Source organism: Streptomyces sp. NPDC002958, from assembly GCF_055563255.1.
In genome coordinates this window covers 17,981-43,518 of the sequence record NZ_JBVHDS010000005.1, presented here as the reverse complement: position 1 = coordinate 43,518, position 25,538 = coordinate 17,981, and the positions used below count along the sequence as shown (strand labels likewise).

The 25,538-nt window shown below is 68.9% G+C and carries 20 protein-coding genes, 6 tRNA genes, 4 pseudogenes and 1 riboswitch; of the genes and pseudogenes, 18 read left to right on the top strand and 12 right to left on the bottom strand.

All coding sequences use genetic code 11. The annotated features are described in order from the left end of the window. Positions 1-216: 216 nt before the first annotated feature. The 3 genes from ACZ3IC_RS11055 to hrpA all read right to left on the bottom strand — a co-directional run bounded on the left by ACZ3IC_RS11055 (position 217) and on the right by hrpA (position 4,779). Positions 217-516, bottom strand: coding sequence for a DUF6274 family protein (locus ACZ3IC_RS11055; RefSeq protein ID WP_467414820.1), 300 nt, complete (start codon positions 514-516; stop codon positions 217-219). A 137-nt stretch (positions 517-653) separates the two neighbouring features. After that, positions 654-728, bottom strand: a tRNA-Asp gene (locus ACZ3IC_RS11050). 115 nt (positions 729-843) lie between these two features. Beyond that, the gene (hrpA, locus tag ACZ3IC_RS11045) at positions 844-4,779 is read right to left on the bottom strand and encodes an ATP-dependent RNA helicase HrpA (RefSeq protein WP_467414818.1); all 3,936 of its coding nucleotides are present in this window, start codon (positions 4,777-4,779) and stop codon (positions 844-846) included. Between the two features lie 156 nt (positions 4,780-4,935). Here hrpA and ACZ3IC_RS11040 point away from each other — a divergent pair, with 156 nt between their 5' ends. From ACZ3IC_RS11040 to ACZ3IC_RS11030, 3 genes are read left to right on the top strand one after another with little or no spacing between them, the layout of a single operon-like run. Further along, positions 4,936-5,352 (top strand): hypothetical protein, encoded by a 417-nt coding sequence (locus ACZ3IC_RS11040; protein ID WP_467414817.1) that lies wholly within the window; start codon positions 4,936-4,938, stop codon positions 5,350-5,352. A 60-nt stretch (positions 5,353-5,412) separates the two neighbouring features. After that, positions 5,413-6,243, top strand: a complete 831-nt coding sequence (locus ACZ3IC_RS11035; RefSeq protein WP_467414814.1) for a DsbA family protein — start codon at positions 5,413-5,415, stop codon at positions 6,241-6,243. Next, positions 6,240-7,088 (top strand): cytochrome c biogenesis CcdA family protein, encoded by an 849-nt coding sequence (locus tag ACZ3IC_RS11030; RefSeq protein WP_467414813.1) that lies wholly within the window; start codon positions 6,240-6,242, stop codon positions 7,086-7,088. Before ACZ3IC_RS11035 ends, ACZ3IC_RS11030 begins: the two co-directional genes overlap by 4 nt. 38 nt (positions 7,089-7,126) lie before the next feature. Here ACZ3IC_RS11030 and ACZ3IC_RS11025 read toward each other — a convergent pair. From ACZ3IC_RS11025 to ACZ3IC_RS11015, 3 genes are all read right to left on the bottom strand, one after another. Then, positions 7,127-7,203: transfer RNA gene (locus ACZ3IC_RS11025), tRNA-Phe, on the bottom strand. Positions 7,204-7,225: 22 nt separating this feature from the next. Continuing rightward, positions 7,226-7,300: transfer RNA gene (locus tag ACZ3IC_RS11020), tRNA-Asp, on the bottom strand. Positions 7,301-7,338: 38 nt separating this feature from the next. After that, a tRNA-Glu gene (locus ACZ3IC_RS11015) sits at positions 7,339-7,411 on the bottom strand. 347 nt (positions 7,412-7,758) lie between these two features. On the opposite strand from ACZ3IC_RS11015, the gene ACZ3IC_RS11010 reads away from it, so the two are divergent. The 5 genes from ACZ3IC_RS11010 (at position 7,759) to ACZ3IC_RS10990 (ending at position 13,316) form a co-directional block, all read left to right on the top strand. Beyond that, complete coding sequence (locus ACZ3IC_RS11010) at positions 7,759-8,109, top strand: metallopeptidase family protein (RefSeq protein ID WP_030929660.1); 351 nt, start codon at positions 7,759-7,761, stop codon at positions 8,107-8,109. Between the two features lie 159 nt (positions 8,110-8,268). Next, positions 8,269-8,853, top strand: a complete 585-nt coding sequence (locus ACZ3IC_RS11005; protein ID WP_467414810.1) for a hypothetical protein — start codon at positions 8,269-8,271, stop codon at positions 8,851-8,853. Between the two features lie 239 nt (positions 8,854-9,092). Beyond that, positions 9,093-11,321, top strand: coding sequence for a DEAD/DEAH box helicase (locus tag ACZ3IC_RS11000; RefSeq protein ID WP_467414808.1), 2,229 nt, complete (start codon positions 9,093-9,095; stop codon positions 11,319-11,321). Positions 11,322-11,632: 311 nt separating this feature from the next. Then, positions 11,633-13,162, top strand: coding sequence for an amino acid permease (locus ACZ3IC_RS10995; RefSeq protein WP_467414806.1), 1,530 nt, complete (start codon positions 11,633-11,635; stop codon positions 13,160-13,162). Positions 13,163-13,243: 81 nt separating this feature from the next. Further along, positions 13,244-13,316, top strand: a tRNA-Lys gene (locus ACZ3IC_RS10990). A gap of 35 nt (positions 13,317-13,351) precedes the next feature. On the opposite strand, the pseudogene ACZ3IC_RS10985 reads toward ACZ3IC_RS10990, so the two are convergent. Next, positions 13,352-13,600 (bottom strand): annotated as a pseudogene (locus tag ACZ3IC_RS10985) (site-specific integrase); the annotation flags it as partial. A 74-nt stretch (positions 13,601-13,674) separates the two neighbouring features. Beyond that, positions 13,675-14,097, bottom strand: coding sequence for an arsenate reductase ArsC (locus tag ACZ3IC_RS10980; RefSeq protein WP_467415401.1), 423 nt, complete (start codon positions 14,095-14,097; stop codon positions 13,675-13,677). 94 nt (positions 14,098-14,191) lie between these two features. On the opposite strand from ACZ3IC_RS10980, the gene ACZ3IC_RS10975 reads away from it, so the two are divergent. The 4 genes and pseudogenes from ACZ3IC_RS10975 (at position 14,192) to ACZ3IC_RS10960 (ending at position 16,168) form a co-directional block, all read left to right on the top strand. Then, positions 14,192-14,500 carry an ArsR/SmtB family transcription factor gene (locus ACZ3IC_RS10975; RefSeq protein WP_467414804.1) on the top strand — a complete coding sequence of 103 codons (309 nt, stop codon included), beginning with the start codon at positions 14,192-14,194 and terminating at the stop codon, positions 14,498-14,500. Then, positions 14,497-15,612, top strand: coding sequence for an ACR3 family arsenite efflux transporter (gene arsB, locus ACZ3IC_RS10970; RefSeq protein WP_467414803.1), 1,116 nt, complete (start codon positions 14,497-14,499; stop codon positions 15,610-15,612). Before ACZ3IC_RS10975 ends, arsB begins: the two co-directional genes overlap by 4 nt. 42 nt (positions 15,613-15,654) lie before the next feature. After that, a pseudogene (locus tag ACZ3IC_RS10965) lies at positions 15,655-15,828 on the top strand (pyridine nucleotide-disulfide oxidoreductase); the annotation flags it as partial. A 22-nt stretch (positions 15,829-15,850) separates the two neighbouring features. Continuing rightward, a complete protein-coding gene (locus ACZ3IC_RS10960; protein ID WP_467414800.1) occupies positions 15,851-16,168 on the top strand; it encodes a DsbA family protein in 318 nt (105 codons plus the stop codon). Between the two features lie 28 nt (positions 16,169-16,196). Here ACZ3IC_RS10960 and ACZ3IC_RS10955 read toward each other — a convergent pair whose 3' ends face one another. Further along, positions 16,197-16,562, bottom strand: coding sequence for an ArsR/SmtB family transcription factor (locus ACZ3IC_RS10955; protein WP_467414798.1), 366 nt, complete (start codon positions 16,560-16,562; stop codon positions 16,197-16,199). Positions 16,563-16,666: 104 nt separating this feature from the next. Here ACZ3IC_RS10955 and ACZ3IC_RS10950 point away from each other — a divergent pair, with 104 nt between their 5' ends. From ACZ3IC_RS10950 to ACZ3IC_RS10940, 3 genes and pseudogenes are all read left to right on the top strand, one after another. Then, a complete protein-coding gene (locus tag ACZ3IC_RS10950) occupies positions 16,667-18,067 on the top strand; it encodes an NAD(P)-binding domain-containing protein (protein WP_467414795.1) in 1,401 nt (466 codons plus the stop codon). A gap of 57 nt (positions 18,068-18,124) precedes the next feature. Further along, positions 18,125-18,296: pseudogene (locus tag ACZ3IC_RS10945) on the top strand (VOC family protein); the annotation flags it as partial. A gap of 325 nt (positions 18,297-18,621) precedes the next feature. Then, positions 18,622-19,188: an RICIN domain-containing protein gene (locus tag ACZ3IC_RS10940; RefSeq protein WP_467414793.1), complete on the top strand. Its 567-nt coding sequence runs from the start codon at positions 18,622-18,624 to the stop codon at positions 19,186-19,188. A gap of 123 nt (positions 19,189-19,311) precedes the next feature. On the opposite strand, the gene ACZ3IC_RS10935 is transcribed toward ACZ3IC_RS10940, so the two are convergent. After that, the gene (locus tag ACZ3IC_RS10935; RefSeq protein WP_467414791.1) at positions 19,312-20,700 is read right to left on the bottom strand and encodes an FAD-binding oxidoreductase; all 1,389 of its coding nucleotides are present in this window, start codon (positions 20,698-20,700) and stop codon (positions 19,312-19,314) included. A 236-nt stretch (positions 20,701-20,936) separates the two neighbouring features. Continuing rightward, on the bottom strand, positions 20,937-21,347 hold the full coding sequence (locus ACZ3IC_RS10930; RefSeq protein ID WP_467414788.1) for an SHOCT domain-containing protein: 411 nt from the start codon (positions 21,345-21,347) through the stop codon (positions 20,937-20,939). A 270-nt stretch (positions 21,348-21,617) separates the two neighbouring features. On the opposite strand from ACZ3IC_RS10930, the gene ACZ3IC_RS10925 reads away from it, so the two are divergent. The 3 genes and pseudogenes from ACZ3IC_RS10925 to ACZ3IC_RS10915 all read left to right on the top strand — a co-directional run. Then, a tRNA-Met gene (locus tag ACZ3IC_RS10925) sits at positions 21,618-21,691 on the top strand. 519 nt (positions 21,692-22,210) lie between these two features. Beyond that, a riboswitch (cyclic di-AMP (ydaO/yuaA leader) is annotated at positions 22,211-22,363 on the top strand. An 11-nt stretch (positions 22,364-22,374) separates the two neighbouring features. Further along, positions 22,375-23,532: a M23 family metallopeptidase gene (locus ACZ3IC_RS10920; protein ID WP_467414787.1), complete on the top strand. Its 1,158-nt coding sequence runs from the start codon at positions 22,375-22,377 to the stop codon at positions 23,530-23,532. A gap of 178 nt (positions 23,533-23,710) precedes the next feature. Then, a pseudogene (locus tag ACZ3IC_RS10915) lies at positions 23,711-23,881 on the top strand (aldo/keto reductase); the annotation flags it as partial. A 50-nt stretch (positions 23,882-23,931) separates the two neighbouring features. On the opposite strand, the gene ACZ3IC_RS10910 reads toward ACZ3IC_RS10915, so the two are convergent. After that, positions 23,932-25,506, bottom strand: a complete 1,575-nt coding sequence (locus ACZ3IC_RS10910; RefSeq protein ID WP_467414784.1) for a PrsW family intramembrane metalloprotease — start codon at positions 25,504-25,506, stop codon at positions 23,932-23,934. Between the last annotated feature and the right edge of the window lie 32 nt (positions 25,507-25,538).

Genomic DNA, 25,538 nt, shown 5'->3' with positions numbered 1-25,538 from the left:
GGAAACCGGGCGTCCGGTTGGGTCCGGCCGGGTGTCGTGCGGGCTTGCGGGGGTCTGTGCGGGACTGTTCCCGGCCGCCCCGGGGGAGCCGGGCCCGGGCGGTGCGGGAGGTCCCGCGGCACTCCCGTCCGAGTGGTGCAATTGCACATATTAAATTCGCCAGTTGTAGGAAGGGAGTAAAGTCACTCCTTCTCAAAACTCACTCAGTGACTCCCGTCACACTGCATGAGCCTTGCCAAGTGCGAGCCTGCCACCTCCGGGGATCGGAATGCCTCGCCATTGGTCACCCGGTGAGGGACTTTGGTCCTCGGCCTCTGAGGCGCCGTTCTGGCGCCCCGCACGCAGGACTGGCGGCTCGGGCGGGGAAGTGGCCCCGGGGGCCGTCAGGGGCTCCATGGCGAGCCGTAGGGGCCGATGGCGGATCGGACGGTGGCGCGTGAGGTGGCGGCAGCAGGAAGCGGCAGCCGGATGGGCGCGCAGGAGCGCGTGGGTCCGGTGCTCGGTCGGTGCCGCCATTGCGTGCCACCTCCCGGTGCGCCGCCGCCCCGTGCCCGGAAACAGGAGCGGCCCTGCTGTCTGAGTACTCGTCGGAAGGTGCCGGAGCCAAGACGCGCGAAAGCCCGGATCCAGAAGGATCCGGGCTTTCGTTACTGCGGTCCTGACGGGATTTGAACCCGCGGCCTCCACCTTGACAGGGTGGCGAGCACTCCAAACTGCTCCACAGGACCAGGTTTTCGCGGCTGCCTTGCGGCTGGCTACGAAGACAGACTGTACAGCAGGTCAGAGGGTCTGGTCGACCTCACTGAAGGTGGTGACTCCGTTACGGCTCCGACCGGATCCGTCTCACGGTGCAGCCGCGTCGATCGCCTTCACGATCCGCTTGTCGGAGACGGGGTAGGCCGTCCCCAGGGCGTGCGCGAAATAGCTGACTCTCAGCTCCTCGATCATCCAGCGGATGTCCAGGACCTCCTGCGGAACGGGCCTGCCCTGCGGCATCTGTTCGAGCAGCCAGGCGTACTCGTCCTGCATCTCGTGGACCTTCTCCATGCGCGTGGTGTCGCGCTGGACGGCCGTCGGCATCTGCTGGAGCCGGCGGTCCACGGCAACCAGATAGCGCATCAGATCGGGCAGCCTGCGCAGCCCGGTCGCGGTGACGAAGCCCGGCGGCACGAGGGCCGCCAGCTGGTCCCGTGCGTCGGTGACGTTGTTGACCAGGACCAGGCTGTTGGTGGCCTTCAGGCGCCGCTCGCACGCCTGCCAGGCGGCCAGTACCTGCTGCACCTGCTTGACCGTGTGCTCGGTCAGCGCCACGAGATCGGCGCGCACCTTGTCGTACAGCTTCCGGAACGACTCCTCGTCCCAGGCCGGACCGCCGTGCGCATCGATCAGCCGGTCGGCGGCCGCCGTCGCGCAGTCCTCGAAGAGCGCCTGGATGGAGCCGTGCGGATTGCGGGACAGGGCCAGCTTCTGCTGGTTCGTCAGCTTGTCCGACGCGAACTTCGCCGGGTTCACCGGGATGTTCAGCAGGATGAGCTTCCGGGTGCCGCGCCACATCGCCCGCTGCTGCTCGGCCTCGGTGTCGAAGAGCCGTACGGCGATGGTCTCGCCCTGGTCGACCAGCGCCGGGTACGCCTTGACGGGCTGGCCGGCCCGGCGGGTCTCGAAGACGCGGTTCAGCGTGCCGATCGTCCAGTCCGTGAGGCCCGAACGCTCGATGGACTCGCCCGAGGGCCCCGCGGTGGCCGCGGCGGCCTTGGAGAGGGCCTGACGGGCCTTGGGGCGCAGCTGGAGCTTCAGCGCCTCGAGGTCCTTGTCCTCGGCCACCTTGCGGCGCCGCTCGTCGACGATCCGGAAAGTGATCTTCAGGTGGTCCGGGATGCGGGTCAGATCGAAGTCGTCGGCGCCGACCGGGACACCGACCATGCGCTGGAGCTCCCGGGCCAGTGTGACCGGCAGCGGCTCCTGGAGCGGTACGGCCCGGTCCAGGAACTTGCCCGCGTAGTTCGGCGCGGGGACGTAGTGCCGGCGGATCGGCTTGGGCAGCGAGCGGATCAGCTCGGTGACCACTTCCTCGCGCAGGCCCGGGATCTGCCAGTCGAAGCCCTCGGCGGTGACCTGGTTGAGCACCTGGAGCGGTACGTGGACGGTCACACCGTCCGCGTCCGCGCCGGGCTCGAACTGGTACGTCACCCTGAACTTGAGCTTCCCCTGCCGCCAGGAGTCCGGGTAGTCGTCCTTGGTGACGGCCCCGGCCTTCTCGTTGATGAGCATCGAGCGCTCGAAGTCGAGCGCGTCCGGCTCGTCGCGGCGCTTGTGCTTCCACCAGGAGTCGAAGTGCGCGCCGGAGACGACGTGCTCGGGGATCCGCTGGTCGTAGAAGTCGAAGAGCGTCTCGTCGTCCACGAGGATGTCGCGGCGCCGGGCGCGGTGCTCCAGCTCCTCGACCTCGCCGAGGAGCTTGCGGTTGTCGTGGAAGAACTGATGGTGCGTCCGCCAGTCGCCCTCGACCAGGGCGTTGCGGATGAACAGATCGCGGGAGGTCTCGGCGTCGATACGGCCGAAATTGATCTTGCGCTGGGCGACGATCGGTACTCCGTACAGCGTGACCCGCTCGTACGCCATCACCGCCGCCTGGTCCTTCTCCCAGTGCGGTTCGCTGTAGGTGCGCTTCAGCAGATGCTGGGCCAGCGGCTCGATCCACTCCGGCTCGACCTTGGCATTGACCCGCGCCCACAGCCGGGACGTCTCGACCAGCTCGGCCGACATCACGAAGCGCGGCTGCTTCTTGAAGAGCGCCGATCCGGGGAAGACCGCGAACTTGGCGCTGCGGGCACCCAGGTACTCGTTCTTCTCGGTGTCCTTCAACCCGATGTGCGAGAGCAGCCCGGCCAGCAGAGAGGTGTGCACCGACTGCTCGGGTGCGTCCTCCTCATTGAGCTGGATGCCCATCTGCTTGGCGACCGTACGCAGCTGCGTGTAGATGTCCTGCCATTCGCGGATGCGCAGGAAGTTCAGATACTCCTGCTTGCACATCCGGCGGAAGCTGGACGAGCCGCGCTCCTTTTGCTGCTCACGGATGTACCGCCACAGATTCAGGAACGCCAGGAAGTCGGAGGTCTCGTCCTTGAAGCGGGCGTGCTGCTGATCGGCCTGCGTCTGCTTGTCCGAGGGCCGCTCGCGCGGGTCCTGGATGGAGAGAGCGGCGGCGATGACCATGACCTCGCGGGCACAGCCGTTGCGCTCGGCCTCGATGACCATGCGGGCCAGGCGCGGGTCGACGGGCAGCTGGGAGAGCTTCCGGCCGAGCTGGGTGAGCCGCTGCACCTTCTTTCCCCCTTGGGGGGACGTCTCCTCCAGGTCGAGCGCACCGAGCTCCTGGAGGAGCTGGATGCCGTCGCGGATGTTGCGGTGGTCCGGCGGGTCGATGAAGGGGAACTTCTCGATGTCGCCGAGGCCGGCCGCGGTCATCTGGAGGATGACGGAGGCGAGGTTCGTGCGCAGGATCTCGGGGTCGGTGAACTCCGGACGGGTCAGGAAGTCGTCCTCGGAGTACAGCCGGATGCAGATGCCGTCCGACGTACGCCCGCAGCGGCCCTTGCGCTGGTTGGCGCTGGCCTGCGAGATCCGCTCGATCGGCAGCCGCTGGACCTTGGTGCGGTGGCTGTAGCGGGAGATCCGGGCGTTGCCCGGGTCGATCACGTACTTGATGCCGGGGACGGTCAGCGAGGTCTCGGCGACATTGGTCGCCAGCACGATCCGCCGGCCCGTGTGGCGCTGGAAGACGCGGTGCTGCTCGGCGTGCGAGAGACGGGCGTAGAGGGGGAGCACCTCGGTGTGGCGGAGGTTCTTCTTGTTCAGCGCGTCCGCGGTGTCGCGGATCTCGCGCTCGCCGGACAGGAAGACCAGGACATCGCCCGGCCCCTCCGAATGGAGCTCGTCGACGGCATCGCAGATCGCGGTGATCTGGTCGCGGTCGGAGTCGTCGCCCTCCTCTTCGAGGAGCGGGCGGTAGCGCACCTCCACCGGGTACGTACGTCCGCTGACCTCGACGATCGGCGCCTCGCCGAAGTGACGTGCGAACCGCTCGGGGTCGATCGTCGCCGAGGTGATGACGACCTTCAGATCCGGGCGCTTGGGCAGCAGCCTGGCCAGATAGCCGAGCAGGAAGTCGATGTTCAGCGACCGCTCGTGGGCCTCGTCGATGATGATCGTGTCGTACGCGCGCAGCTCGCGGTCCGTCTGGATCTCGGCGAGCAGGATGCCGTCCGTCATCAGCTTGACGAACGTCGCGTCGGGGTTCACCTGGTCGGTGAAGCGGACCTTCCAGCCGACCGCCTCGCCCAGCGGCGTCTTCAGCTCGTCGGCGACGCGCTCGGCGACCGTACGGGCCGCGATCCGGCGCGGCTGGGTGTGCCCGATCATGCCCCGGACACCGCGCCCCAGCTCCATGCAGATTTTGGGGATCTGCGTGGTCTTGCCGGAGCCGGTCTCCCCGGCGACGATCACGACCTGGTGGTCGCGTATCGCTTCCAGGATCTCGTCCTTCTTCTGACTGACCGGGAGCTGTTCCGGATACGACAGGGCAGGCAGCCGTGTGGCACGCAGCGCGAGCCGCTCGGCTGCCTTTCCGGCCTCGGTGGCGATCTCGTCCAGCACGGACTGCCGGGCCTCGGGCTTACGGATGCGGCGCGCCCCTTCAAGACGGCGGCCGAGCCGGTGTGCATCGCGGAGCGAGAGCTGTCCGAGCTGGGACTGGAGATCAGCGAAGGAAGTAGACATACGGATCCCAGGATCTCACCCGGGCCTGACGAACGGCGAACGTATTTCGTGCGGTCCAAGTCACCACATGGGCACTGCGCGGAGGCGTCGAACTACAGCACGTACCATTTCGGGCAGCTGACCACCCGTTGCCCCTGTCCGGAAAGGCCCGTCGCCGTGTCCCGTACGCAGTGGTGCTGCCTGGTGGCGGTGCTCGCGGTCGTACTGGGGCTGTTCTGCGGTCCGGCGACGGCCGGTCCGGGCGACGCGGGACGCGCGGCTGTCGCGGCTGCTGAGGCCGGCGCCGGAAGGACGGCTGCTTCTGATGTTTCGGACGGCCCCGCCCTGATCGTCGCGTCGGCCGTGGACCGGCACGAGGTCCCGGGGTGCGGCAAGAGCCGGAAGCATGAGGACGGCGAGCCCGCCCTGCCGGGCCGGGCCCGTGCGGGGTACGACCAGGCGCCCGGCCTCGCCGGGTGGGGCCTGCCCGCCGCCACCGGACAGGGACCGGTGCGCCCGCCCGTACGGATGAAGCTGTGCGGCCCCGCACCTGCCGCGCCCACTCCGGTCGAGCTCTCCGTGCTGAGGGTGTAGACGGCCGCTCGCCCGCCGACCGTTCCTCATCCCTCCCGTATCACCAGCACGGAGTCCCGCATGCCCAAGCCCACGTCCTCACGTAAGCCGTCGTCCAGGAAGCCGCTGATCTACGGCGCCGGAGTCGTCGTCGCCGCCTCGCTGCTCGGCTTCATCTCCTACCGGGCCACCGCCCCCGACCACTCGGATTCCTCCTCGTCGTCGGTCGCCGAAGTCACCAAGGACCCGGACGCCGGCGTCTATCCGGAGCTGGCGAAGCTCGCCCGGCGCGACGCCGATGACAAGCTCGCGCAGGGCCGGGTGGACGCGCCCGTCGTCCTCATCGAGTACGCCGACTTCAAGTGCAGCTACTGCGGCAAGTTCGCCCGCGACACCGAGCCCGCCCTGGTGAAGAAGTACGTCGACAACGGCACCCTGCGCATCGAGTGGCGCAACTTCCCGATCTTCGGCGCCGGGTCCGAGGCCGCAGCCCGCGCCGCCTGGGCCGCGGGACAGCAGGGCCGCTTCTGGCAGTTCCACGAGGCCGCGTACGCCGAGGGGGCCATGGAGAAGGGGTTCGGCAAGGACCGGCTCAAGGAGCTCGCCAAGCAGGCCGGCGTCGCGGACCTGGACCGGTTCGCGCGCGACGCGGACAGTGCCGCCGCCTCCGCCGCGGTGAGCAAGGACCAGGAAGAGGCGTACGGGATCGGCGCGGCCTCCACCCCGTCGTTCCTGATCAACGGCCGCCCGATCGCCGGAGCCCAGCCGATGGAGACCTTCACCCAGGCCATCGAGGCGGCGGCCGAGGAGGCCGGCAAAACCGAGAACGCCAAGAGCGGCGACAACGCCAAGAGCGGTGACAACGCCAAGAGCGGTGACAACGCCGACGACGCCGAGGACCGCGCGAAATGACGGCTGACATCGGCTACTTCGCGGCCTTCCTCGGCGGGCTGCTCGCCCTGGTCAGCCCGTGCAGCGCGCTGCTGCTGCCTGCCTTCTTCGCGTACTCCATCGACTCCACCTCGCGGCTCCTGGCCCGAACCGGCATTTTCTACGCCGGTCTGGCCACCACCCTGGTCCCGCTCGGTGCCGCGGGCTCGTACGCCGGACGGCTCTTCTACAGCCACCGCGACGCACTCGTCCTCGGCGCCGGATGGCTGATCATCGTGCTCGGCATCGCGCAGATCGTGGGTCTGGGCTTCGCCTCGCGCCGGATCGCCGCCCTCAGCGGTCGGATCCGCCCGACCACCGGCGCATCGGTCTACGCGCTGGGCGCGGTATACGGACTGGCCGGTTTCTGCGCGGGCCCGATTCTCGGCAGCGTCCTCACCGTGGCGGCGGTCAGCGGCAGCCCCGTTTACGGCGGACTGCTGCTCGCCGTCTACGCCCTGGGCATGGCGGTCCCGCTCTTTCTGCTCGCCCTGCTCTGGGAACGCTTCGATCTGGGCCGCCGGGCCTGGCTGCGCGGTCGCGCCTTCCGGCTCGGCCGCTTCGAGCTGCACACCACGACCCTGCTGTCGGGGCTGTTCTTCATCGCAATCGGCGTGCTGTTCCTCGTGTACGACGGGACGACTGCGCTGCCCGGACTGCTGGACGTGGACGATTCGTTCGCCGTCGAGCAGTGGGCCCAGCGCATCGGAGCGCATGTGTCGGACGCAATGGCGCTGGCGGCCGCGGTCGCGGTGGTGCTGCTGGTTCTGGCAGTACGGGCGTGGCGCGGCCGGGGCGTGAACTCGGTGGATCGGGAAGAGGCCTGACACGACGAAGGCCCCGTCCGGTGGACGGGGCCTTCGGGTGGTGGCTGGGGCCGGGATCGAACCGGCGACCTATCGCTTTTCAGGCGATCGCTCGTACCAACTGAGCTACCCAGCCACGCAGCTCAAAAAGGCTGCAGCGGTCCTGACGGGATTTGAACCCGCGGCCTCCACCTTGACAGGGTGGCGAGCACTCCAAACTGCTCCACAGGACCAAGCTTTTGTGCGACTAAGTGTCGCACAAGGTGGTGCGTGCCCCCAACGGGATTCGAACCCGTGCTACCGCCTTGAAAGGGCGGCGTCCTGGGCCACTAGACGATGAGGGCAGAACTACTGGTGTTGCTGCTTCTGCGTCTGTCGCCCGAGGGGACGTGAGAAGCATGTGACTCCGCTTTCCCTCGAGAGGTTCCGCTTCTCCTTCAACCTCTAGGGTCTCAGAACGGTCAAGCCCTGACCGGCGCCCTTGGGCACGTCGGAGACTGTACTACGGCGTTTCGGCGTCAGCCAAACCGAATAGGCGAAGGGGCCGCTCAGGCCGGGCTCTCCTCCGGCAGATGGCGGCTGACCTCGGCTGTCCTCGGGCCGGGCCCGCCCGGGGATCTCGCCCCGGGCGGCCAAACGGCGGGTGGAGTGGTCCGGGGCGTGTCGGGCGGCCGTACGGGACAATGGCGGGGTGCTGGAGATGACGCGCGAAGAGTTCGAAGAACTGGTCGCCGAGGCGCTCGACCGGATTCCGCCGGAACTGACGCGGCTGATGGACAACGTCGCGGTGTTCGTCGAGGACGAACCGGACCCGGGCGATCCGGAGCTGCTCGGGTTGTACGAGGGCACGCCGCTGACCGATCGCGGCGAGTGGTACGCGGGGGTGCTGCCGGACCGGATCACCATCTACCGCGGGCCGACGCTGCGGATGTGCGAGTCGCGCGAGGACGTCGTTGCCGAGACCGAGATCACGGTCGTCCATGAGATCGCCCATCACTTCGGCATCGATGACGAGAGGCTGCACGCGCTCGGCTACGGATGAGGGCGCACGCGCCGTGCGGGTGGCGCGCAGGAGGCGTGCGGGAGGTTTGCGGCCCGGAGTGGGGCGTGTCCCCGGCGGGGCAACGGGAGTTGGGCACGGTGCCCCCCGCTCCTTCCTGTACCGCTCCGCCCTCTCTTCGTACCTCCGGAGGTGCCTCCCGTGCGCCAGTTGTCCGCACCCGCCCGATGGGCGACCGTCATCGCAGTGACGGTTGCCGCGTCCACAGGCTGCATGAGTGTCGGCGACGACGGAGGGAAACCTGCGCCGTCGTCGTCGTCCGAGCCGAAGGGGGCCGCGGCCGGCCCGGACGGCGGCACCGTGGCGGGCACGGGCGGTGCCCGTACCGGAGGTGGCGGTGCCGAGGCGCAATCCGAACGGCAGGCGGCCGAATCGCCGGAGCCGAGCGGGTCCGCCGGTCCTTCGGGCGCGCCCGGTGGCGTACGCCCCGGCGCGAAGCCGGGTGATCCGGGCGATCCGGCACCGACACGGGGCGGCGGGCCGCCGGCGCCCTCGGTCTCGCAGCCGGGGCCCGGGGTGCCGCAGCAGCCCGAATCCCCGCCGCCGTCCGAGCCGGCCACTCCTGAGCCGTCGGCCTCCCCCTCCCCCGAGCCCGAGCCCCCGGAGCCGTCGCCGCAGCCGTCCTCCTCGCCCGCGGCTTGGCTCCGCGATGACGCGATGAGTGCGTCCGAGGAGCCGACGACGCTGCGGACGCCGGACGTCTCGCCGCAGGTGGGGCCGGCGTAGCAGGGGGTCGGGGGAGGGCGGTTTGCGCAATGTGGGGGGGAGTGCGTATGGTGGCAGATCGTTTGATCCCATTGCCCGGCGCCGAAACAGAAGCGCGCCGTGTGGCGCGTACTCTCCCTTGCCGTGGCTGGACCGCATTGAGGCGGTCGAAATTGCGAATCACGGAGTTATGGGCGCGTGCCGAGACTCCGGAAGGTTTCGCATTTCGCATGTCAATTTCCAGTTCTGACCACACCGTCATGCCCGAGAACGTCGAGAACGACGAGCTCGTCGAGGCCGCAGAGGCCGTCGTCGCCGAGTCCGCAGCCTCCGTCGAGGCCGAGGCCGAGGCCCCCCAGGCCGAGCAGGCGGAGCAGGCCGACACCGGCACCGATTCCGACTCCGCTGTCGCCGCAGATGCGGATGCAGAGCCGAGCGTCACCTTCGGTGACCTGGGCCTGCCCGAGGGCATCGTCCGCAAGCTCGCGCAGAACGGTGTGACCGCGCCCTTCCCGATCCAGGCCGCGACCATCCCGGACGCGCTGGCGGGCAAGGACATCCTGGGCCGCGGCCGTACCGGCTCCGGCAAGACCCTCTCCTTCGGTCTGCCGACCCTGGCCACGCTGGCCGGCGGCCACACCGAGAAGAAGAAGCCCCGCGCGGTCATCCTCACCCCGACCCGTGAGCTCGCCATGCAGGTCGCGGACGCGCTTCAGCCGTACGGCGATGTGCTCGGCCTGAAGATGAAGGTCGTCTGCGGCGGTACGTCGATGGGCAACCAGATCTACGCACTGGAGCGCGGTGTCGACATCCTCGTCGCCACCCCGGGCCGACTGCGCGACATCATCAACCGGGGCGCCTGCTCCCTGGAGAACATCCAGGTCGCCGTCCTCGACGAGGCCGACCAGATGTCCGACCTGGGCTTCCTGCCCGAGGTCACCGAGCTGCTCGACCAGGTTCCGGTCGGCGGTCAGCGCATGCTCTTCTCCGCCACGATGGAGAACGAGATCGGCACGCTGGTCAAGCGCTACCTGGACAACCCGGTGAGCCACGAGGTCGACAGCGCCCAGGGCAACGTCACGACCATGACGCACCACGTCCTCGTCGTGAAGCCGAAGGACAAGGCGCCGGTCACCTCCGCCATCGCCGCCCGCAAGGGCCGCACCATCATCTTCGTCCGCACCCAGCTGGGCGCCGACCGCATCGCCGAGCAGCTCGTCGAGGCGGGCGTCAAGGCGGACGCACTCCACGGCGGCATGACGCAGGGTGCCCGTACCCGGGTGCTCGCCGACTTCAAGGACGGTTACGTCAACGCGCTCGTCGCGACCGACGTCGCCGCCCGCGGTATCCACGTCGACGGCATCGACCTGGTGCTTAACGTGGACCCGGCCGGTGACCACAAGGACTACCTGCACCGCTCGGGCCGTACCGCCCGTGCCGGCAAGTCCGGTGTCGTCGTCTCGCTGGCGCTGCCGCACCAGCGCCGTCAGATCTTCCGCCTCATGGAGGACGCGGGCGTCGACGCCTCGCGTCACATCGTGGGCGGCGCGGGTGCCTTCGACCCGGAGGTCGCCGAGATCACCGGCGCCCGTTCGCTGACCGAGGTCCAGGCCGACTCCGCGAACAACGCCGCCAAGCAGGCCGAGCGCGAGGTCGCCGACCTGACCAAGCAGCTGGAGCGCGTCCAGCGCCGCGCCGGCGAGCTGCGCGAGGAGGCCGACCGCCTCGTCGCCCGCGCCGCGCGCGAGCGGGGCGACGACCCCGAGGCAGCAGTGGCAGAGGTCGCCGCCGAGGCGGAGGCCGCGATCGTGGCCGCCGTCTCCGTGCCGGAGCAGCCCGCCGCCCGTGACGACCGCCGTGACGACCGCGGCAACTTCGACCGCCGGGACAGCCGCGGCGGCGACCGTGGCGGCTACCGCGGTGGCAATGACCGCCGTGACGACCGCGGTGGTGACCGCGGTGGTGACCGTGGTGGTTTCCAGCGTCGTGACGACCGTTCGTCGGGTGGCTTCCGCCGTGACAACGACCGCCCGTCCTTCAACCGTGACCGTCGGGACGACCGCGGTGGTGACCGCGGTGGTGACCGCGGTGGTTTCCAGCGTCGTGACGACCGTTCGTCGGGTGGCTTCCGCCGTGACAACGACCGCCCGTCCTTCAACCGTGACCGTCGGGACGACCGCCCCTCGGGCGGCTTCCGTTCCAACGACCGTCGCGACGACCGTGGTGGCCGTTCCTTCGACCGCCGCGACAACGACCGTCCGTCGTTCAACCGTGACCGTCGTGACGACCGTCCCTCGGGCGGCTTCCGCTCCGGCGGCAGCGACCGTCCGTTCAACCGTGACCGTCGTGATGACCGTCCCTCCGGTGGCTTCCGCTCCGGCGGCAGCGACCGTCCGACCGGTCGCCGCGACGACCACCGTGGCACCGGCACCAACACCGGTTCCTTCGGTCGCCGTGACGACAAGCCGCGCTGGAAGCGCAACGGCTGAACGCGGTGAGGACCTGATGAAGGTCCGCTGAAAGGCCCACGGAAAGCGGGCCCGCTCTTCACGAGTGGGCCCGCTTTTCTTTTCGCTTCCATCACATGAGTAACCGCTGTTCATATCCAGCGACTTGCGCAGGGGCGCGGCCTGGGGATTTGCGCGATTCCTTTGCGGCGACAGCCTGCTGTTTGATCACTTGTTGATCGCCTGCTGATCCCCGTGTCCTTCCTGCTGCGAGGTCTGTTGCGCGGCGTGTTTTCCCAGTCGTGACCAAGCCGACCGCATGTGTGCTCCGGAGCGAGGGCATCGCTGGGGACATGACAGCAGACACCGGCGAGGACAGTCCACCACCGGGCGTTTCCGACGAGGAGCGTCTCGCGCAGCTCGGTTACACGCAGACACTGGCCCGGCGTATGTCGGCATTCTCCAACTACGCCGTCTCGTTCACGATCATCTCGGTGCTCTCCGGCTGTCTCACGCTCTACCTCTTCGGCATGAACACCGGCGGGCCCGCCGTCATCACCTGGGGCTGGATCGGCGTAGGCCTGATGACGCTGTTCGTCGGCCTGGCCATGGCCGAGATCTGTTCGGCGTACCCGACCTCCGCCGGCCTCTACTTCTGGGCCCACCGGTTGGGCCCGCCGCGCTCGGCGGCGGCCTGGGCCTGGTTCACGGGCTGGTTCAACGTCCTCGGTCAGGTAGCCGTCACGGCCGGGATCGACTTCGGGGCGGCGTCCTTCCTGGGCGCGTATCTGAACCTCCAGTTCGACTTCGAGGTCACTCCCACCCGTACGATCCTGCTCTTCGCGGCGATCCTGCTGTTGCACGGCCTGCTCAACACCTTCGGTGTACGGATCGTCGCGATCCTGAACAGCGTGAGCGTGTGGTGGCACGTCATCGGCGTCGCCGTCATCGTCGGCGCCCTGACCGTCGTACCGGACAAGCATCAGTCGGCGTCGTTCGTCCTCACCGAGTTCGTGAACAACACCGGCTGGGGCAGCGGCTTCTACGTCGTGATGATCGGCCTGCTGATGGCCCAGTACACCTTCACCGGCTACGATGCCTCCGCCCATATGACGGAGGAGACCCGCGACGCGGCCACGGCCGGCCCGCGCGGCATCGTCCGGTCGATCTGGACCTCCTGGATCGCCGGCTTCGTACTTCTCCTCGGCTTCACGTTCGCCATCCAGTCGTACGACGGGGCGCTGAACTCCCCGACCGGCGCCCCGCCCGCCCAGATCCTCCTGGACGCACTCGGGGCCACCACCGGCAAGCTCCTGCTGCTGGTCGTGATCGGCGCTCAGCTCTTCTGCGGGATGGCGTCCGTGACCGCCAACAGCCGCATGATCTACGCCTTCTCCCGGGACGGGGCTCTGCCCTTCTCCCGCCTCTGGCACACGGTCAGCCCACGCACCCGCACTCCCGTCGCCGCGGTCTGGCTCGCCGCCCTCGGCGCCCTGGCCCTGGGCCTCCCGTACCTGATCAACGTCACGGCATACGCGGCGGTGACCTCGATCGCCGTGATCGGCCTGTACATCGCCTATGTCATCCCCACCCTGCTCCGCCTGCTCCGGGGCGACGACTTCACCCCGGGACCCTGGCACCTGGGTCGCTGGTCCCGCCCGATCGGTGTCGTCGCGGTGGCCTGGGTCGTGGTCATCACGGTGCTCTTCATGCTGCCGCAGGTCTCGCCGGTCACCTGGGAGACGTTCAACTACGCCCCCATCGCGGTCCTGGTGGTCCTCGGCTTCGCCGCGACGTGGTGGCTGGCCTCCGCCCGCCACTGGTTCCTCAACCCGAATCACCAACGCACGACCACCCCCGAGGCCTCCATCGAGACCCCCTGATCCCACCGCGACGGGGCCCGACAACCGATACCCGATCGGCGGCCGGGCCTCGGCGGGCTATGCTCAGGGGTGATTCGCCGAGGGCCGTTAGCTCAATTGGCAGAGCAGCGGACTTTTAATCCGTTGGTTGTGGGTTCGAGTCCCACACGGCCTACCGTCGGCAGCGAGGGAAAACCCCTCTCTGACCTGCTACTTAGCGCCTCGATCGGTTTCATCCGGTCGGGGCGCTTCGTCTTCCCCGACCTCATGCGTGAGCGATGCGTGAGCGGACGGTCCGACAGCAGGGGCTACGGAGGGGGCCCTACGGGCACGTGGCACCAGCGCGGCGGCGGCTTCTGCCGCGGCTTTGTCGACCTCGGGCAGCAGGCTCGTGTACGTGTTCGACGTGAGCGTGATCGTGGAGTGGCGCAGTGTCTCCTTGATCCTGTGGAGATCACCGCTTCAACGCCGTTGCGTTTGGCCGGGAAGCGGCACGTCAAGGGGGCTGATGTTGACGACGTCGCGCATGTCGCTCACGCTGTGGCCTCCGGTGCGATCTCAGCGATCAGGCCCTTGATGAGCATCTTGATCTCGTCGCGGATGGGGCGGACCGCTTCGACGCCCTGGCCGGCCGGGTCGTCGAGCTTCCAGTCCAGGTAGCGCTTGCCGGGGAAGACCGGGCAGGTGTCACCGCAGCCCATGGTGATGCACACGTCGGACTCGCGGACGGCGTCGATCGTGAGGATCTTCGGGGTCTCGGCGGAGATGTCGATGCCGACCTCGGCCATGGCCTCGACGGCGGCGGGGTTGACGGCGTCGCCGGGGTCGGAGCCTGCGGAACGCACCTCGACGTGGTCTCCGGCCAGGTGGGTCAGCCAGGCGGCTGCCATCTGGGAGCGGCCGGCGTTGTGGACGCAGACGAACAGGACGGACGGCTTGCCGGAGGACTCGGCCATGTTGATCGTTCTCTCTCGTCGCATGGCGGCACCAGCCGCCAATGACTTCAGCCCCCGCTGGTATCAGCAGGCAATGATGTGAGAGTATCAGCACATGCTGACTTCAGTCGATCCTGATCTGATCCGGGTTCTGGGTGATCCGCTCCGCCTCCGGATCGTGACCCTGCTGGCCCGCGAGACGCTCTGCACGACGCACCTGGTCGAGGAGACCGGCGCGAAGCAGACCAACCTGTCCAACCACCTGAAGGTGCTGCGTGAGGCCGGTGTGGTGGAGACGGAGCCGTGTGGCCGCTTCACCTACTACAAGCTGCGCCCCGAGGTCCTGGCCAACCTCTCCGAGCAGTTCGCCGCGCTGGCCGAGTCCGCCCGTACCGCCGCGGAGAACAAGAGGGCCTGCCCGTGACCTCCACCGAATCCACCACCGCCGCCACGGCGACCGGGGATGAGTCGATCGTCAAGAAGCTCTCCACCCTCGACCGCTATCTCGCGGTGTGGATCCTGCTCGCCATGGCCGTCGGCCTGGGCCTGGGGCGCCTGATCCCGGGGATGGACGACGCACTGGCGAAGATCGAGATCGGCGGGATCTCCCTGCCGATCGCGCTCGGCTTGCTCGTCATGATGTACCCGGTCCTGGCCAAGGTCCGCTACGACAAGCTCGACACCGTCACCGGCGACCGCAAGCTGATGGTGTCCTCGCTGGTCATCAACTGGATCGTCGGGCCGGCAGTCATGTTCGCGCTGGCATGGATCTTCCTGCCGGACCTGCCCGAGTACCGCACCGGCCTGATCATCGTCGGCCTCGCCCGCTGCATCGCCATGGTCATCATCTGGAACGACCTCGCCTGCGGCGACCGCGAAGCAGCCGCCGTACTCGTCGCCCTCAACAGCGTCTTCCAGGTCATCGCGTTCGGCCTGCTCGGCTGGTTCTACCTCGACCTGCTGCCCCAGTGGCTGAACCTCGGCGACGGGCAAGGCCTGGACGTCTCCGTATGGCACATCGCCCTCAACGTCATCGTCTTCCTCGGCATCCCGCTGCTGGCCGGCTTCCTCACCCGCCGCATCGGCGAACAGAAGATGGGCCGCGAGAACTACGAGACCAAGTTCCTGCCGAAGATCGGCCCCTGGGCCCTGTACGGGCTGCTCTTCACGATCGTCATCCTGTTCGCCCTCCAGGGGAAGACGATCACCTCGCAGCCCCTGGACGTGGTCCGGATCGCGCTGCCGCTGCTCGTCTACTTCGCGATCATGTTCTTCGGCACCTTCCTCCTCGGCAAGGCCCTCGGACTGGCCTACGACCGCACGGCCACCCTGGCGTTCACGGCGGCGGGCAACAACTTCGAACTGGCCATCGCCGTCGCCATCGCCACCTTCGGCGTCACCTCCGGCCAGGCACTCTCCGGCGTCGTCGGCCCGCTCATCGAGGTACCCGTCCTGATCGGCCTGGTCTACGTCTCGCTGGCCTGGCGCAAGAAGTTCAGCCCCGCAGCACTCACCACCCCGGGAAGGGGCGACTGATGCACTGCCTCGACTGCCGCACCACGGTCGACGACATCGACGGTGCGCGGGACTCGCGGCCACATCGCCACTGACGGCACCCGCGCGGTCGGCGAACCACGGCTGCACCTGCTCGGTTACGGCGACTGGAGGACAGGGCCGGCCTCCGCCACCCTCATCGGCGTGGGGCGCCCCGCCCGCGACGCCGTCCGGCAGATCGCCGAGCTGCTGGCCTGAGTGCCTGCGGCATGCTGGAGGCATGCGGATCGAGGTCGTGGTGGTGAAGGAATGTCCGAACGGACAACTGGCTGTTGGCCGATTGCGGCAGGCGCTGGAGGCGTCCGGGCTGGACGCGGCCGATGTCGTCACACGGGTGGTCACCGACCAGGCCGAGGCCGAACGCATCGGCTTCACCGGCTCCCCGACCATCCTCATCAACGGAGAAGACCCGTTCGCGGAAGCCGGACGGACGCGGGGGATGGCGTGCCGTCTCTACGGCACGCCCGAAGGCTTGGACGGCGCCCCCAGCATCAGCCAGCTGCAACAGGCGCTTACGGCCGCCTCCCATCACTCCTGACCCGTCGGCGCGGGCCGTTGGCCGTTGGTCAGGTGCGCAGGTCGAGCATGGCGGACATGGCCGCTACGACGGACGGCGCGACCTGGTAGTACACCCAGGTCCCGCGCCGCTCGGAGGTCAGCAGGCCGGCCTCGCGCAGCTTCTTCAGGTGGTGGGAGACGGTCGGCTGGGAGACGCCGACGTCGGAGATGTCGCACACGCACGCCTCGCCGCCCGCATGCGAGGCGACCTTGGAGAACAGGCGCAGCCGCACCGGGTCGGACAGGGCCTTGAACATGACGGCCATCTTCTCCGCGTCGTCCTGCGACAGCTCCCCGGCGGTGATCGGCGGGCAGCACGGCACCACAGTCCCCGCGTCCAGGACCGGCAGCTCCGCAATCTGTGACTTCGACATGCGTCTATGTTGACACTCATCGATACCCAGTGGCAAGCTCCAGATATCGACAACAATCGAAGCAGCGGCCGGACCGGCCGCCTATCTCGGAGGACATCACCGCCATGACCACCACTGCAGACCTGCCGGTCGTCGTCATCGGCGCCGGCCCCGCCGGGCTGGCCGCCGCCGCCCACCTGGTCGAGTACGGCATCGAACCGCTGGTCCTGGAAGCAGGACCGGCCGCCGCCGCAGCGGTTCGCGACTGGTCGCACGTGCGGCTCTTCTCCACCTGGGGCGAGGTCACCGACCCCGCCGCCGAGAAGCTCCTGGCCCCGACCGGCTGGACCAAGCCCGACGCGGTCACCTACCCGTCCGGCGGGGACTGGGCCGAGCAGTACCTCCAGCCCCTGGCCGATGTCCTGGGCGAGCGCGTCCGCTTGGGCGCCACCGTCACCGGTGTCTCACGCACCGGCCGCGACCGTATCGTCGACGCCGACCGTGAAGCCCAGCCCTTCGTCGTCCACTTCACCACTGCCGACGGCAGTGAGGAGCGCGTCTTCGCCCGTGCGGTCATCGACGCCTCCGGCACTTGGACCACCCCGAGCCCGGCCGGGGCCAGCGGCCTGCCCGCCCTCGGCGAAAAGACAGCGGCCGACCGCATCACCTACCGTGTCCCCGACCTCAAGGACCCGGCCGTCCGCGCCCGTTACGCAGGCAAGCGCACCGCTGTGATCGGCTCCGGCGCCTCCGCGTTCACCGCCCTGGCCACGCTCGCCGACCTCGCGAAGGACGAGCCCGGCACGCACGCGGTGTGGATCCTGCGCCGCGGCATCAGCGGCTCCACCTTCGGCGGCGGCACCGCCGACCAGCTCCCTGCCCGCGGAGCCCTCGGCCTGGCCGCGAAGGCCGCCGTCGACAACGGCCACGCCGACGCGGTCACCGGCTTCCGCACCGAGGCCATCGGGCGTGACGAGAGTGGCCGACTGATCCTGGTCGGCGAGGACGGACGCCGTCTCGACCCGGTCGACGAGGTGATCGTCCTGACCGGCTTCCGCCCCGACCTGTCCTTCCTCTCCGAGATCCGCCTCGGCCTTGACGAACGCCTCCAGGCCCCCACCGAGCTCGCCCCGCTCATCGACCCCAACCAGCACTCCTGCGGCACCGTTTACCCCCACGGCCACCGCGAGCTCTCCCATCCTGACTCCGGCATCTACCTGGTCGGCATGAAGTCCTACGGCCGCGCCCCGACCTTCCTGGCCATGACCGGCTACGAGCAGGTTCGCTCCGTCGCCGCCGCGATTGCCGGTGACACCGAGTCCGCCGATCGCGTCGAACTCACCCTCCCCGAAACCGGAGTCTGCGGCGGCGCCGGACTCTTCGACGACCCCGCAGCCGACCAGGCCGACGCCGGAGGGTGCTGCAGCACTCCGGCACCCGCTCTTGTACAGATCGGCGTCGCCACCTCTCTGCCGGTTGCGGCCACTGCCGACGAACCGTCGTCCGGCGGCTGCTGCGGAGCCTGAAGTCCTGCGCCCCGGCCAACCGCCGGGGCGCTTCCACCCTGCGTCAGGAGGATCGTCATGTCCCGAGTGCAGCTCGCATTGCGCGTCCCCGACCTTCCCGCTCAGATCGCCTTCTACGGCAAGCTCTTCGGCAGCGAGCCGGCCAAACTGCGCGACGGCTACGCCAACTTCGCCATCGCCGCCCCCGCTCAATCTCGTCCTTGTCCAGGGTGCGCCGGACGAGGACACGCCTCATGTGAACCCTCCGGTCGGTGTGAGGCGGGACGGGCAATCGCCCGGACGCGGTCTGGCCGCTTCTGACGTCTGGCGTTCGGCGTCCGGCTGGGCGTCGGCATTTCGCCCGTCGGCGCTTTCGTGACCCCGTGCAGATGCTGCACGGGGTTTCGAGCCGTGCCTGTGGCCGCCCTCGGGCTGCCACCCGATCTGTCCGGAAGATTCCCAGGTGCCCGTTCGGGGGAACTACGCGACAAGCAAGGCATACACATTGTCGCTGTGCCATTACTGTCTGCGATGGAGGCGCTGTCGTATGTGGCAGCACAGAGAAAGGTAGAACCGTGAAGACGCACAAGCGGTTGGTGACGGGCGCGGCAGCTCTCGTGATGGTCACTGGGGCGATGTCGGCATCCGTCAGTCCGGCTGTCGCCGACACCGAAACCCCCGGGGCGGCCCCGAGGGCGGTCGTTGCCCAGCAGTTCACACTGCGCCTGGCCGGCGACCCCAACCAGGTCGCCAACGTCCGCGGAGCGGGCACGGCAAATGGTGTGCCGATCATTCAGTACCCGTGGTCCGGCACCACCAACGAGCGCTGGGAGGCCGAGTCCGCTCTGGGCGGCTACTACCGCTTCAAGTCCGTCAGTAGCGACAAGTGCCTCAACGTCAACGGAGGCGGTACCGCCAACGGAACCCAGATCATCCAGTACACCTGCGGCAACGCCGACAACGAGCTGTGGAAGTTCGTGCCCAAGGGCAACGGCTACCAGACCGTCGTCAAGTCCAGCAACAAGTGTCTGAACGTCGCCGGCGGTGTCGGCGTAGGCAACTCCCTGATCCAGTACGAGTGCACCGCGCAGGGCGTGCCCAACGATGTGTGGTTGCCCGTCTGGGAGCCCAACAACCTTTGATCAGCCGTGCCGATCACCGCTCATGCCCTGGACAGATGCCCGGGGCATGAGCGGTTCCGGCGGGGGAGTTCCCACAACGGGTCTTCCCCCGCCACGAGTACGCCGCCGCCGACCGCGGCCGGGTCAGGCCCTCGGCTCGATGTTCTGGTTGGCGTGGAAGAAGTTGTGCGGGTCGTAGGTGCGCTTGATGGCCGCGAGGCGGTCGTAGTGGTCGCGGTAGGTGGCGCGTACCCGGTCCGGCGTTTCGCCCGCGCCGATGAAGTTCACGTACGTACCGCCCATGGAGTGCGGGTGCAGCTCCTCCCAGTAGTCGACGCACCATTGCCGGAGCTTCTCGGCGTTGTCCGGGTCCGGGTCGATTCCCGCGATGACGCCGGACCAGACCGCGTCCCGGTAGGCCCAGGCGGTGTCGTCAGGGCCCAGTCGGTGGGCGGCGCCGTCGACCGGGTACAGGTGCGCGATCGACAGGTCGGTGGGGAGGTTCTCGGCGTACTTGGCGTGGACGGTGATGGCGTCGTCGGTGATCCGGTCGAAGAAGTTGCCGCGCCAGTACCACTGAAGGCCGGCGGGGAGCAGCCCGTCGAACATGGACTGCAGGGCGGGGTAGGGCATCGGCGCCGTGAAGTGGAAGGCGGGCGGGCCGGGGTCGTTCACGGGTTTCAGAGTGGCTTCGAGGAGATCGGGGGCGCCCGTCCAGCACCACACGACACCGCACATCTTCTGGCCGTGGATCTCCTCCGGGAACGGGGGACCGGGCGGCACGGTGAGCGCGGCGAAGAAACCGTTCAGGTCCTCGGGGGCCCTGGGCAGGAAGTCGCGGTACCAGCGCAGTACGTCGGGGATCCGGTCGACCGGCCACAGGGTGATGGCGACTCCCACGGTGTCCACCGGGTGCATCCGGAAGGTGAAGGAGGTGACGATGCCGAAGTTCCCGCCTCCGCCGCGCAGCGCCCAGAACAGGTCGGGGTGAGTGGTGCCGTTCGCCGTCACACAGGTGCCGTCCGCCAGGACCACGTCCGCGGCCAGCAGGTTGTCGGCCGTCAGGCCGTATCTGCGGGTGAGGTAGCCGTGGCCGCCGCCCAGGGCGAGGCCGCCGACGCCGGTGGTCGACAGGATTCCGGAGGGGGTGGCCAGTTGGAAGGCGTGCGCGGCGTGGTCGAGGTCGCCGAGCGTGGCGCCGCCGCCGACCGTGGCTGTTCGCGAGGTGGGGTCGATATGCGCCCAGCGCATGGGTGACAGGTCGATGGTGACGCCGTCGTCCACCAGGCACAGGCCGGCGCCGCTGTGTCCGCCGCCGCGGACCGCGAGCACGAGCCCCTTGTCCCGGACGAAATCGACCGCGGCCATGACGTCCGCCGTGTCGCCGCACCGCACCACGGCCGCCGGACGTTTGTCGATCATGGCGTTGTAGACCGTGTGGGCGGTTCGGTACTCCGGGTCCTGCGGACCGATGACGGGACCGCGCAGCGACGTCCTCATCGCGTCCAGGGTTTCGAGCGTGGTGACGTTCATGGTCCGGCCATCTCCCTGCTCGCCGAGATGGGGACCGCACCTCGTCCGGCCTCCCCTGCCGGGCCGTCGGTGTATGCAGATGTACACCGATGCTCCGGCGCCCCGAGAACCGCAGGAGGAAACGGCCACCGTTAGCTGATGTCTCAAGCCTCCCCGCGGTCCGGGGGCTGTGCCAGTCCGCTGGACCGGGGGGAGAGAGACATACGCGTCACGGTTGCGGGAGTGTGGGGGTGCGCTCAGACGAGGAGCTTCGTCTTCGCCCGCTGGTACTCCTCGTTCGTGATGGCCCCCTTGTCCATGAGCTCGGCGAGCTTCGCCAGGTCATCGACGTGGCCGCCCTGTCTCGGGCCCTTCGCGTCGGAGGTGCCGGCGGCCTCCCGCACGTACGCCCTGAAGGCCGCCTCACGGTGCTGCGCGTCGCTGATGTCCCGCTTCCCCATGGACCTGCCGCGCGCGATCACGTACACCAGGACGCCGATGTACGGCAGCACCAGGGCCACGACGAGCCAGCCGGCCTTGCCCCAGCCGCCGAGGTCTTCGCTGCGGAAGATGTCCGTGACGACTTTGAAGAGCAGGAACAGCCACATGATCCAGAGGAAGAACCAGAGCATGGTCCAGAAGAGGTTGAGCAGGGGGTAATCGTCCATGGTCGGCTCCCCGATCACCGCGAGTTCATCGCGTCGACTGGCTGAAGTTAAATCAGTCATATCACTGCATATCCACCCTCGCTTGTTGTCGTTCGGGGCCGTCCTCCGGGGTGATTCCCTGGGTGGCGTGCGGGGAGGGCGACAGGGGGCCGGGGTCGGCGACCGGGTGGAGGCGGGGCCGCGCCGGGCGCACGGACCGGGCGCCCGGCGGTCGTGATTCGCCGAGTGGTCATGAGTGCGCCGGACATGCCGTAGAGTTGTGTTCACCGACGCGGGGTGGAGCAGCTCGGTAGCTCGCTGGGCTCATAACCCAGAGGTCGCAGGTTCAAATCCTGTCCCCGCTACTGAAGAATCAGGCCCGGCACGCATGCAGCGTGCCGGGCCTGATTCATTTCCGCGTCGCTTTCCGGGGTGCGGTACGGCCGGCCCGTGGGCCCGCGAAGGAGCAGGTCCGGTCGGTGTGTGAGCTGCGCCACGTGCGTACCCCCATTGGTCGATGAGGAGTCGCCGCACGACTTCGCTCCGGCGAGCCTGGGGCCGGGGTGCGGTGCCGTCCGCAGCCGCGCGCGTACCGGGCGGGAGATCACGGGCTGGATGCTTCGTGTGGGCCGGGCGGTGGCCCTGGGCGGCGGATGCCACCGTACGTAACCGAAAGGCGCCGCTCCGCATAACGTTTGACGCAACGTCAGAAGATGGGTGATGGCTGAGGGGCGATCAACTCATCCTATTCCACCCGGTTGTGTCCCGTAAAGTCCAGGCCAAAGACGTGAACGATCAGTGGGAACGGCTTGGAATCAGGCCCGTGTGTCTATTAACGTTCGATAACGCAGCGCGGTCGTCCCAGCCGTCGTCAGTGGCGGCACCGTGCGCGAGCGCCGAATTCCGCAAGGGAACCGGGGAACCACCTACATGGGGTGAATCGGACACCTGTGTCTCGTGAGAGGCAGAGGGGTCCGTAGGAGACCTTCCTGCTCCGAACCCGTCAGCTAACCCGGTAGGCGAGAAGGAAGGAAAGGAGCGCGCCCCCGTGGCGTCCAACAAGCCTGCCCCCGAGGCCCCCTCCCGGTTCAACCCTGACTACGGAACCGCCGGGACGGGAACGGTGTTCGGCACCCGTTACGGCACCGGGCAGGGCGGCGACGTCGCCGGTGAGTTCGGCAGCGAAGTCAGCGAGTTCCGCGCTGACGGGAACGGTGAACCCGACAGAAGCTGGGGCGAGTGGAACCCCACCGAGGAGTCCGTACGCCCCGTGCGCGGCAAGCACCGCGTCGCCAAGCAGCGCAACGGACTTGCCCGTAGCTCCACGGTGCTCGGGGTCGGCGTCATCGCGGCGGTGGGTGCGGGCGGCATGGCCACCGCGCAGAGCAAGCCGCCCGTCTCCATCTCCCTCCCCGACTCCGTCGCGGACAACCTCCCTGACGCCGAGTCCCTTCCCGGCGTGGGCTCTCTGCTCTCCGGCGAGTCCGAAGCCGACGCGGCCGTCGCTGCCGCCCCGCTCACCACCGCCGGCCTCACCACCGCCGAGGCCGAGCAGGGCACGGTGGACGCGGGCGAGGCGCTTCGCGCCCGCATCCTCCAGCAGGCCGAGCAGCAGCAGGACGCCGCCGACGCCGAGGCCAAGGCGGCCCAGGAGAGGGAGGCCGCGGAGAAGGCCGCCGCCGAGGCCAAGAAGCAGCAGGCCGACGCCGAGGCCAAGGCCGCCGCCGAGAAGAAGAAGGCGGAGGAAGAGGCCAAGGCGAAGGCCGAAGCGAAGGCCGAGGCCCTGCGGCTTGCCAAGCTCGCCGCCAGCTACGCCATGCCGACCTCCTCGTACACGATCAGCTCGACCTTCGGCCAATCCGGTTCGATGTGGTCCTCCGGCCACCACACCGGCCTCGACTTCGCGGCGGCGGCGGGCACGCCGATCAAGGCCGTGCACGGTGGCACCATCAAGTCGGCCGGCTGGTCCGGTTCGTACGGCTACCACACGGTGCTGGAGCTCGAGGACGGTACGGAGGTGTGGTACAGCCACCAGTCCTCGATCAACGTCAGCGTCGGCCAGAAGGTCACGACCGGTGAGACCATCGGCCGGGTCGGCGCGACCGGCAATGTGACGGGGGCACACCTCCACCTGGAGGTCCACACCCCCTCCGGTACGGGCATCGACCCGATGGCCTGGCTGCAGAGCAAGGGTCTCAACCCCTGATCCGTCGGCCTATTCCCAGGCCCTCGTGATGTGCGCCGGTTCACCGGCCTTTGAACCCCGGCAGCCCTGACGCTCCCCCCCGACGTCAGGGCTGCCGGTCTGTCGGAACAGCGGGCCCACCGGAATAGCGGACCTTCCGAAATCCGTTGATCCATTCATGAACTTCTCTTCGTGAGCCGGGCCTTCCGACCTCCGCGTCTTCCCGCTCGCCCTCGGTGGGAACGTCTTCGGCTGGACCGCCGACGAGGCGCAGTCGTTCGCCGTGCTGGACGCTTACGCCGCGGCGGGTGGCAACTTCATTGATGCCGCCGACGCCTACTCCTCCCGGCTCCCGGGCAACGAGGGCGGCGTGCGTGGCGTTCCTGTTCGGAACGACAGGAACGACAGGAACGCCGGGTCCTAGCGAGGTGGCGGTGGTTCGTACGGAGACAGAGGCCGGCCCGGGGCCGGCGTCCGGGGTGGGGCCAGGTAGGGATTGTGGCTGTAGCCGCCGTACTGCGTGTGCGGAGACAGGTGGTGGGCGCGCAGGCGGCCCGTCGCCTGCGCCGCGTACGTCAGGGCGGGAGCGGCCACGTCCCTGCGCTGCCAGAGGTGGTGCAACAGCTCAAGCTCGCGCTCGGCGAAGTCCGGGCCCGCTGCCCCGCGGCGGGCTTGCCGACGCAGCGAGGCCAGTGACGTCGCGAACGATTCGTACTCGGCGACGGCGCGGGCGGCAGCCCTGCCGTGGGCCTTGGCCTGTGCTTTGGCATGTGCTCTGACCTGGGCCGACGGCCCGCGCCGCGGTCCTCCGGGTCCGTGCGCCGGCCTGTGTCCCGGCGCGTACACCGGTCCGTACGGGTTTCCCCAGCTTCCCTGAGCTGCTGCTGCTGCTGTTGCTGCGGCGGCGTGTCGTTGGCGTGCCGCGTCGCGCGCCATGCCGCGGGCCCGCATCGAGGAGAGGGCGAGTGGTTCGGCGGGGGTCAGCCAGCCGGCCGCCGCATAGGCGGGCAGCTCGGCGGAGAGGGTACGCAGCTCATGCTGGCGCGACCAGATCGCCAGCCAGGTCACCAGGCCGAAGACCGGGACCATGAACACCCCGTACACGGCATAGAAGCTGTACGGGCCGAAGGACGCCGACCCGTTCCACAGGGCGTGCATGCCCATGGCGAGGACGAGACCCAGCAGCGGCAGCGCGATACGGCGGATCCGCCGATGCCGAGCACCGGCCGCCGCGAGCCCGAAGCCCATTCCGGTCAGAACCGTGAAGAGCGGATGCGCGAACGGCGACATCACCGCCCGTACAAAGAACGTCGCAGCCGTCACCGAGACGATGCCCGAGGTGCCGAGCTGCTGGTCCTCGCCGAAGGCGTTGCCCAGGTAGAGGATGTTCTCGGTGAAGGCGAAGCCGCTCGCGGTGAAGCCGGCGACGACGACGCCGTCGACGATCCCGTTGAACTCCCGTCTTCGGAACAGGAAGATCAGCAGGATGGCGGCGGCCTTGGCGCTCTCCTCGACGACCGGTGCGATGACCGTGGCGCCGAGAGTGTCGGCGTTCGACGGATCGGCGGTGGTCGTGGCTATCCAGCGGGTCGCGAACGAATTCGCGAGGATCGCGACCAGGGCGGCCGCGAACGCACCCCAGGCGAAGGCGAACAGCAGATTCCGCCAGGGCGCAGGTTCGACCCGGTCCAGCCAGCGGAACGCCGCCATCAGGAGCGGGACGGGAAGCACGGCGAGGCCCAGACCGACGAGAAACCCTTCGGTGCCCGTCTGATCGCGGACCAGGGCAAGGATCGCCAGACCGCACAGCGCGAGCACCGTGACCACGGCAGCGATGCGGAATGTCCTGCTTCGCCACACCACGCCGACGCGGCGCGGCCGGTATCGCCAGTGCCGGCGCTCCGGCACGGCAGCGAGGATCTCGCCGACCCGCTGCTCCTCGAGAAGCGGGACAGCCGGCTGCGACTGCCGCTGCTGGACAGAACCGTCGGACACCACCCGATGACCCTAACGAGCAGCACTGACAC

Coding starts and splice junctions, on each gene's coding strand:
- ACZ3IC_RS10995 (WP_467414806.1), top strand. CDS start 11,633: ATGACAGCAGACACCGGCGAGGACAGTCCACCACCGGGCGTTTCCGAC.
- ACZ3IC_RS10955 (WP_467414798.1), bottom strand. CDS start 16,562: ATGTCGAAGTCACAGATTGCGGAGCTGCCGGTCCTGGACGCGGGGACT.
- ACZ3IC_RS10930 (WP_467414788.1), bottom strand. CDS start 21,347: ATGGACGATTACCCCCTGCTCAACCTCTTCTGGACCATGCTCTGGTTC.
- ACZ3IC_RS11055 (WP_467414820.1), bottom strand. CDS start 516: ATGGCGGCACCGACCGAGCACCGGACCCACGCGCTCCTGCGCGCCCAT.
- ACZ3IC_RS10980 (WP_467415401.1), bottom strand. CDS start 14,097: ATGGCCGAGTCCTCCGGCAAGCCGTCCGTCCTGTTCGTCTGCGTCCAC.
- ACZ3IC_RS11035 (WP_467414814.1), top strand. CDS start 5,413: ATGCCCAAGCCCACGTCCTCACGTAAGCCGTCGTCCAGGAAGCCGCTG.
- ACZ3IC_RS11030 (WP_467414813.1), top strand. CDS start 6,240: ATGACGGCTGACATCGGCTACTTCGCGGCCTTCCTCGGCGGGCTGCTC.
- ACZ3IC_RS11000 (WP_467414808.1), top strand. CDS start 9,093: ATGCCCGAGAACGTCGAGAACGACGAGCTCGTCGAGGCCGCAGAGGCC.
- hrpA (WP_467414818.1), bottom strand. CDS start 4,779: ATGTCTACTTCCTTCGCTGATCTCCAGTCCCAGCTCGGACAGCTCTCG.
- ACZ3IC_RS10975 (WP_467414804.1), top strand. CDS start 14,192: ATGCTGACTTCAGTCGATCCTGATCTGATCCGGGTTCTGGGTGATCCG.
- ACZ3IC_RS10960 (WP_467414800.1), top strand. CDS start 15,851: ATGCGGATCGAGGTCGTGGTGGTGAAGGAATGTCCGAACGGACAACTG.
- ACZ3IC_RS10935 (WP_467414791.1), bottom strand. CDS start 20,700: ATGAACGTCACCACGCTCGAAACCCTGGACGCGATGAGGACGTCGCTG.
- ACZ3IC_RS10950 (WP_467414795.1), top strand. CDS start 16,667: ATGACCACCACTGCAGACCTGCCGGTCGTCGTCATCGGCGCCGGCCCC.